At 48.6% G+C, this 7,811-nt stretch carries 5 protein-coding genes; 2 read left to right on the forward strand and 3 right to left on the reverse strand.

The window, feature by feature from the left end; genetic code table 11:
• The first annotated feature begins 431 nt into the window (after positions 1-431).
• A complete protein-coding gene (locus tag F4X88_11795) occupies positions 432-1,067 on the forward strand; it encodes a hypothetical protein (protein ID MYA56974.1) in 636 nt (211 codons plus the stop codon).
• Between the two features lie 21 nt (positions 1,068-1,088).
• Here F4X88_11795 and F4X88_11800 read toward each other — a convergent pair whose 3' ends face one another.
• The 3 genes from F4X88_11800 to F4X88_11810 form a co-directional block, all read right to left on the reverse strand.
• The gene (locus F4X88_11800; GenBank protein ID MYA56975.1) at positions 1,089-1,997 is read right to left on the reverse strand and encodes a phytanoyl-CoA dioxygenase family protein; all 909 of its coding nucleotides are present in this window, start codon (positions 1,995-1,997) and stop codon (positions 1,089-1,091) included.
• Positions 1,998-2,133: 136 nt separating this feature from the next.
• On the reverse strand, positions 2,134-3,342 hold the full coding sequence (locus tag F4X88_11805) for a UPF0261 family protein (GenBank protein ID MYA56976.1): 1,209 nt from the start codon (positions 3,340-3,342) through the stop codon (positions 2,134-2,136).
• Positions 3,343-3,377: 35 nt separating this feature from the next.
• Positions 3,378-3,866: a DUF4351 domain-containing protein gene (locus F4X88_11810; GenBank protein MYA56977.1), complete on the reverse strand. Its 489-nt coding sequence runs from the start codon at positions 3,864-3,866 to the stop codon at positions 3,378-3,380.
• A gap of 1,002 nt (positions 3,867-4,868) precedes the next feature.
• Here F4X88_11810 and F4X88_11815 point away from each other — a divergent pair.
• Positions 4,869-7,568: a lamin tail domain-containing protein gene (locus tag F4X88_11815; GenBank protein ID MYA56978.1), complete on the forward strand. Its 2,700-nt coding sequence runs from the start codon at positions 4,869-4,871 to the stop codon at positions 7,566-7,568.
• Positions 7,569-7,811 lie beyond the last annotated feature (243 nt).

Raw genomic sequence — 7,811 nt, forward strand, 5'->3', positions numbered from 1 at the left:
GGGCTGGGAATCCTGAGAGAATCGTTTTCTATAAACATATCGCCCTTACAGGGCTCAAATACACGATGCTATCGTTTTCTATAAACATATCGCCCTTACAGGGCTGGGAATCCTGAGAGAATCGTTTTCTATAAACATATCGCCCTTACAGGGCTCAAATACACGATGCTATCGTTTTCTATAAACATATCGCCCTTACAGGGCTCAAATACACGATGCTATCGTTTTCTATAAACATATCGCCCTTACAGGGCTGAATAGGGTGCGGTTCCTTTTTCTGTTTGAGAATGTCCAAGTAATTCTAAAATCTACCATATTTTCGTGATTTGCTGGCTCCTTTTGATGTAAACCGCAGAAAGAGATTTCTCGTTACCAACAGTTGAGAGTTATGGTGAATTATCAAGCAACTCACGAGAAAAGGAGATTGAAAAATGAACCGCATTTTCACAGCAACCCCATTTGTGTTGATCGGATGTCTGATGTACCTTTTTTTAGTCAGTTGTGTACCCTTAAGTCAGACATTTCCAAAACGGATTGAGGCATCGCATTTGTCATGTGAAGCGTATCCAGGGCTTGTCGATGGCAACCTCGCCACAACTGGGATCCTCAAGGTAAAGGGTATGATTGAAAAGGATTACACTGAGGCGGGCGTAGTGTATCCGAGACGGTATGACGACTGGTTGGAAGGCAGAAATAAGGCGGAGGCGTGGATTCAACTTGGCACGCTGACTCCTGTTGCCTACATTGAGGTGCATCCGGTTTCAAACATTTATCGTCTTTTGGTACACACAGCGACCGTAGAAGTTAAACCCGGAAAACAGAAATCTCTCCAAGAGTCTCTCTTTGAGCCTGTCAGAAGCCATAAAATCGCGAGATCCGAGAATGGGGCGGTCATCCGCATTGATATCGACAGACCCGTACGTTGGCTTCGACTCACTATCCATGCCAATCGGGATTTGGCACACGCTGAACGAGAACCTCTGACACAGAAAATTAAAGTGCCTTTTGAGGACATTGTGATCCGAGAAGTCAGATTTTATGCGCAACACGGGGGGCCTGCACATTGAGAACTACTCACTGTCTTATCATCATTTATTGGAATCCACCTCAAGCCGCTTTTTCTGCTCTTCGAGCATCTTCTGCTGACGTTTGACGCGTTCTGGGACCAAACGTTCCCGCGGTGCCGTTGGTTTGAAATCCAATCGCTCTTTCCCTAATCCGTGCAGCACGGCTAACTCCACGGGTGAGAAATCGTCTGGGTTCTCACGATTGAAATTCATCGGTTCCTTGAGGGAAACTGGCGGGTTCGTAATGAAACGGGCGCGTCCCGAAGGGTTCTGCGAAGCGGCGTGCAAGATGAACGGATGCAACAGCACAACATCGCCTGCGTTCCCCGTGATTTCTACAAAGTCTTGGCATTTGTCAATGAGTTGCCCAAATCCGCCAGGCAATAACCCTTCTGGGTGTTCATACAACCGCTGTGCGACGTGTTGAACCGAATCGCACGCCACAAACGTCCCGCCGCTTTCTGGGTAGATATCCGACCAAACGACGATTGTGAGCAATCCCTGCTCCGGACTGTCTAAGAAATGACGAAAGAAATCGCCATCTTTGTGCCACCCACCGACTTCTGGAGAAGGCGGTTGCCACGGTGTGTCCGCACCTAACGCAAAATTAATAATAAAACCGTCGCCCCATCCTGGCTTTGCGTCGCCCCAAAAATTGACAATCCTGTCTTCGCCACCGAGCAGATCACAGATGGCATCCCATGCCCTCGGTGCCACATCCTCAATCAGTACTCTGTTCATAGAAGGCAGATGGACTCGGGGTTCTTCCCAAGTCGTCGGATCGTTTGGATCATAACCGAGTCGCTTAAAAGCGAAATCTTGCCATTCTGCTGCCAACTCGCGCGGAAAGCAGTCTTTCAGGATAACATGCCCCTTCTCAGTGAAGTGATTAATATCTTCTTGGGTAAGTGTCCTATAGGTTCTTGCCATTTTTTAATGATTCCTTGCGGTTCAGTCAGGTGGATTTGGCAAATAACGTGCTTCCGCGTAGACCTGCCTGCGCCGTCATCAGAAACCTGACCGATAAAGTTTTCCGAGTGGGACGACATCTGTATAGACGCTACAATTACTGGATACTCGCTAACAACGTTTCTACGAGTTTTGTTGCGAATGCGTCGTCATTGATGTGAGCGTCCATCTCAATAACCGTTACATTGTCCCCGATGTGTGCCTTCAGATTCTCGCTCCATGCCGTGCGCGCTTCGGGAGAATCAAAGGGTTGTCCTGTTTTGTCAATCGCTGACACGCCCTGCGCCGGAATAATAACTGTTGTGGGTCCCTGTGCCTCGCTGAGTTTACGTGCCATGATGCGTCCGAGTTCAGCAGTCTCTTCAGCGGTTGTCCGCATCAGTGTCACAGTCGGATTGTGCTGGTAGAACAGTCGGTCGCTGAACTGCTCTGGCACTGTGTCAGGAGGACCGAAATTCACCATGTCCAAGGCACCTGGCGCGACAACTTGCGGCAGTCCAGCTTCTCCCGCGGCTTCCAACCGATCGGGACCGGCACTGAGGACCCCACCGACCAATTCGTCAGCAAGTTCGGTTGTTGTGACATCTAACACGCCAGCGAGGAAACCCCCTTTGACGAGATCCTCCATCGCTTGTCCACCGGTCCCGGTTGCGTGGAAGACGAGGACTTCATAACCAGCGGCTTCAAGAATTTCCATCGCTTTTGTGACACATGGGGTTGTCACACCGAACATCGTCGCCGCGATGAGAGGCTTGTCCGCTGTTGCCTCCGGCATTTCCGCGTTGACCATCCCAACGATCGCACCCGCGGCGTTGGCGAGAATCTGCCGTGACAATCGGTTAATACCTGCGATGTCCACAACAGAATACATCATAGTTATGTCTTTAGATTGGACATAAGGACTCGTGTCCCCCGATGCCAAGGTCGACACCATAATTTTCGGGACACCCACGGGGACTGCCTGCATCGCTGTTGTGCCGATGGTAGTGCCTGCGGAACCACCGAGTGAGATGATCCCATCGATTTCGCCTGCTGCCTGTTTTTCAGCAACAAGCGTAGCGGCACCTTGTGCCATTACAGCGACACTGTTCCCTCGGTCGCCTTCATCTCTCAATGCCTGAAGGGATGACCCCCCCGCTTGTGCGACTTCATCCGCGGAAACATCCGACGTTAATTGAGGGTCTCCCAATATACCGGTATTGATAACACACGTTGAAGTTCCAGTTGATTCTATCTGCGCTTTGATAAACGCGAATTCCAAACCTTTCGTGTCCATTGTGCCGACAATACAAACCGTCTTCGCCATACCCGCATTCCTCCACTTCTCCATAGATTTCAGATTCACCATTGAATATCATCAAGTGCCTCAGCCGCCATAACTTCTTCAAAGAGCGCATCGAGTTGTGCGATGTGGCGTAGTTGCGCAATGTGGTTAGCGATGGGTTGTGGAACACTGCCAAATCGGTGCGATAGGAGTTTGAGAACAGCCTCACGCTTGGCGTGTGTTGCCCCTTGTTCGATCCATTGTTGTCTGACGCGTTCGTAAAAAGGAGATTCTTGCATGATGGCCTCCGATATAGGATTTTGAAAAAGTTCCGGGGGGTGGACTAAACTCCCGAAAAGCGAGAGCGCAAATAACAATGTTCCCCGGGTCTCTGTATCTACCGATGCTTGCTGCGTTGTCTGTACACATTTCTCAACCCAGGCTTCAGGGGTCATGTCCACAGGTGGTTTCATCAACGCTGCGAAAGGCAGCAACCCAAGGGCATCGGGATCCAAGAACGCCTTGCCTTCCAAAATATGCTTAAACACCTCATCATAGTATGGCATAGGAGTATTATACTGTTATTTCCCGTCGAAGGTCAACCTTTTTTTCGGATTCAACCCAACCTAATTGAATTCTTAATCTTCATACAGGCGGCAATATTTTGGCGAGCGCCTGAACTGCGGCACCCGCAGCAGTCATAAATTTCGCGAACGGGTTATATACTTTAATATATAGGGCAGGAAAAACAAGGGGTGTTGAGGATTGAAGCATCATAGATTAGGTGGAGTTGTAGCATGACCTGTTAGGTTGTGCATCTTTAGCACGCAGGAGACCAACAACCTACGCTACAAAACTCCTACGTATAATCACCCATTTCAATGAAAAACGTCCGCTGAATACAGAAAATCTCGTGAGTAGCGACTTCGGTTACTTTAAGATATGGGAAAGGGTTGGGAAACCCAACCCCTACGAAAGTCGTCGTTTTGTTGTATTGAATAAGTATTTGTATGTCTCTGTGATTATTCCAACTCCATTTTACACGCTTTTCGCGAATTCCACATTTTTTCGTAAATATCTACAACTTTACGCAATTTTATGATAATTTAGCGTTTTTTTGTCAAATATATGTAATTTTAATTTGACAAAAGACGTTATATAGTGTAAAATTAACGTGTAATGGGTTAAAAAGTGATATTTTTACACAATATTGTTTGAATTTTGCGGTTTTTTGATTAATTATGCATTTTTTGTATTTTAATTTGACATAATGCGTTAAATAATGTATAATTGATAGCATAAAGGGTTGAAACGCGAGATTTTTACACATTTGTGCTATGAAATTCTGTTGAGACCCTTAGAAGATAACACATAATCCCGACAGAACATTATGTGTAAAAGGTTAAGTTCAAATCAAGATACGGATTTAATAATCCCTGAGTCCGTTCTTATTTTGTACATAAGCGGAGGCAAGACATGAGAAAGGTTAACTTTTCATCTTTTCCCTTCCGTAAGGTTTTAGGTTTATGTTTACAATTTTATTCCATAAGAACAAGGAGATGAAACGAATGATGTCTATGAAATGGACATTTTCCTTCTTAACTTTGATGGTAGCGGGGCTCTTAATCGTAGCACCGACAGCATTGGCAAATAAGATAAAACTACGGGTTCATGATGCCAATCATGCTGCTGATGGTGATCCAGCGGATGTCAGTTCCGCTGATGGTATCCAAGTGTTAGCGGGTACCGCGGGTTCAATAAGACTCGACGCTGAGGAGCCGCTCGTAGTCCCTGCTGATGCTGATGTCCCTGGGCTTTTTACGGTGATAGGTGGAGCTATCGGAGCAAGTGCGCCAACAGTCAGCGAAGGCAACAAACGGCTCGTGATAACAATAACAGCAACAAGTACTGATGCTGACTCAGAAGTAACTATCTACCTGCTGCCTAAGAAACTTCAATCTGCAACTACAGGAGATACAGATAGCACGGGTGCTATGTTGAAGTTTAAATATGTAGCGCCAGATCAGAACTCCGCTTCTATCATGACCCGGCCCATTATGATGGAGCTGCTTGACCCTGCATCTGGATTTAAAGCAGCAAAGGTCTCAGGTCCCTTTGACGTGAAGATTACGCTCAGTGAAACCCCGAAAGAATTCAAAGCAGGTAATATCGGTATCCAAAATGGCAGTGTTGGAGCACTTGTTGACGGTGGAACCATGGATGAACCAGCTGATGATACCGATACCGCTTCCGGTAGAGGAGACGTGTATCACACATATAAGGTGACAATCACACCAGATTTCAAGAAAGATAAAGTGATTGTCTGGGTTAAGGATTTTGAAGACCAAGCTCTTAACCCTACCAACAAGTATGAAGTAGGTCGCACATCTGCCGGAGCTGTCCGAAAAGTGCCAGATGATCTCGCGAATGGATCAGAGAAGTTAGAGGTTTCTGTAGATCTAACGAATGTCGATAAGCCGACAGCCGCAGCAGGTACCTCGGTCGGTATCGCGAACGACACGATCATCCCGATGGATGGCTATTTGGTTGTCGCCAAGGACGATGGATCGGGTGCCAACGACGCAGAAAAGTCGAGTAGCACTGGAATCATGCATCCGGGGGATGCGAAAGATGCCAACCTCGCCGGTAGTGGTCGAAGCGCACGTGCGCAAAAATATAACGTCGTTGTGGGCGGTCTTCGGGATTTAGAGAACTTCCTCGTCAATGACGGCACGATTGACTTGATTACGACAGATGGCACAGGCGCGGTCATCAGTGAAATCATGTGGGGCACAGATGCATCCTTAGCCGATCCCGATCACAATCAGTGGATTGAGATTCGCAATACTTCAGGTGCTCAAATCAAGACCAAAGACTATAAGTTGATGTTCTATGAAGCCAATGAGGCATTGCCGGATATGATGGCTGCGGATAGTAAGATCGCAGACCGGGTCAGTACTCGGAACTGGAACATCGCTGGCACAGGACAGAGCGGTAGATCCATGGCGGCTATCGGTGGAGCAGATGTCCAATTCGCTGCTGCAATCGACATTGTTTCGATGCAGCGTGTTATTGATGCCGCGGGTATGGCTGCTGATGGCACGATGGCAAGCAGCTGGGCATCCTCTCAAAGACCAAGCCAGAACTTCAAGTCAGATGTCCAAGGACGCGTTGGTTCGCCAGGGGCGATGCCAATTAACTATCCGGCGCCCCCCGCACCCGCCCCCGAACCTGTCGTCACACCGCCAACACCCGTTGCGGATGCGATGGATATCAAGATTACCGAAATCATGGTGGACACGGGTAGCGGTAGACTCCCGCAGTGGATTGAACTCACCAACGTCTCTGGCGCAGCGAAGAGCCTCGCTGGATGGTCTGTTGAGATTGAGAACGATGCTGCAGATACCGATGCGATTGCGACTTCGATCAGCATCAACCTCAGTGGCACACTCGGTGTCGGGGGTGGTGAAGGTGCTGGCGGCACGATGGGTAAATCCCTCCTGCTCGTCGCTGGAAGTGCTCGGAGCTCCAGTAACTTAGCTGACAGCGATCGGGTTGTTGATGTCTCTGCCGCAGTCGAGCAAAAGGGACGTTATACCCTCTTGAGCCCGATAGGTTTCTTGATCACACTCCTACCGCCGCAAACCACAGGCATTGTGCAGTATGGTGACATGGCTGGAAACCTCGATGCCGCATCGGCATGGGACATCCCCATGGACGATTCGGGTCGGAGTTCCTTGATCCGTCGTGAGATGCTCGCTGATGGCATGGCAACAATGGGCACAGATGCCAACGGCTGGGTTCTCGCTTCCGATACACCATTGGTCTCCGGACCCGCAACCTGGTATGGCAGTGATGAAGACGCTGGAACCCCCGGCTATGATAGCGGTGGTCCCCTGCCCGTCGAACTCTCACACTTCCGTCCGGCACGCGATAAAGCCACCGGCGCAGTTGTGATTACCTGGGCAACGCAGTCCGAGCTGAACAACGCTGGATTCTTCATCAAGCGTTCACAGCAACGAGACGGACAGTTCCAAGTTATCAACGCTACCATGATTGCTGGTGCTGGTACCACTTCAGAGAAGCAGACGTATACCTTCACGGATACAACTGCTCAACCTAACATCGTATACTACTACCAAATTGAAGACGTCTCCCTTGATGGGAATCGTCAGACGCTCACCCGTGGCATCCGCCTCAAAGGGCATATCGGAGCCGCCGGCAAACTTACCTCTACGTGGGGTGAATTGAAGTCGTCCAATGAGTAGTAGCAACAAAGAGGTTATTTCAGGGATAAAATTTGTTTGAACTAACCTTAACCAAACGAAGCCGGGGTGTCTCTGATGCCTCGGCTTTCGTTTTTCGGTTTTTCTGACGAAAAACCTTTCAGTTGTCAGAACAGAGGTTTTCGTTTAACAGATGCCTCTAAGGCGCGTTTTTAGACCGCGCCTTTTTCTTGCCATGAGAGGGCATCGGTTTTTTCCCATCCACTTCCTGATACCCAATGAGAC

The sequence above is a fragment of the Candidatus Poribacteria bacterium genome (assembly GCA_009839745.1).
Classification (GTDB): Bacteria; Poribacteria; WGA-4E; order WGA-4E; family WGA-3G; genus WGA-3G.

What these genes read in the sequence shown, in the direction of transcription:
- F4X88_11800 (MYA56975.1), bottom strand. Translation starts at nt 1,997, where the DNA reads ATGGCAAGAACCTATAGGACACTTACCCAAGAAGATATTAATCACTTC.
- F4X88_11810 (MYA56977.1), bottom strand. Translation starts at nt 3,866, where the DNA reads ATGCCATACTATGATGAGGTGTTTAAGCATATTTTGGAAGGCAAGGCG.
- F4X88_11815 (MYA56978.1), top strand. Translation starts at nt 4,869, where the DNA reads ATGATGTCTATGAAATGGACATTTTCCTTCTTAACTTTGATGGTAGCG.
- F4X88_11805 (MYA56976.1), bottom strand. Translation starts at nt 3,342, where the DNA reads ATGGCGAAGACGGTTTGTATTGTCGGCACAATGGACACGAAAGGTTTG.
- F4X88_11795 (MYA56974.1), top strand. Translation starts at nt 432, where the DNA reads ATGAACCGCATTTTCACAGCAACCCCATTTGTGTTGATCGGATGTCTG.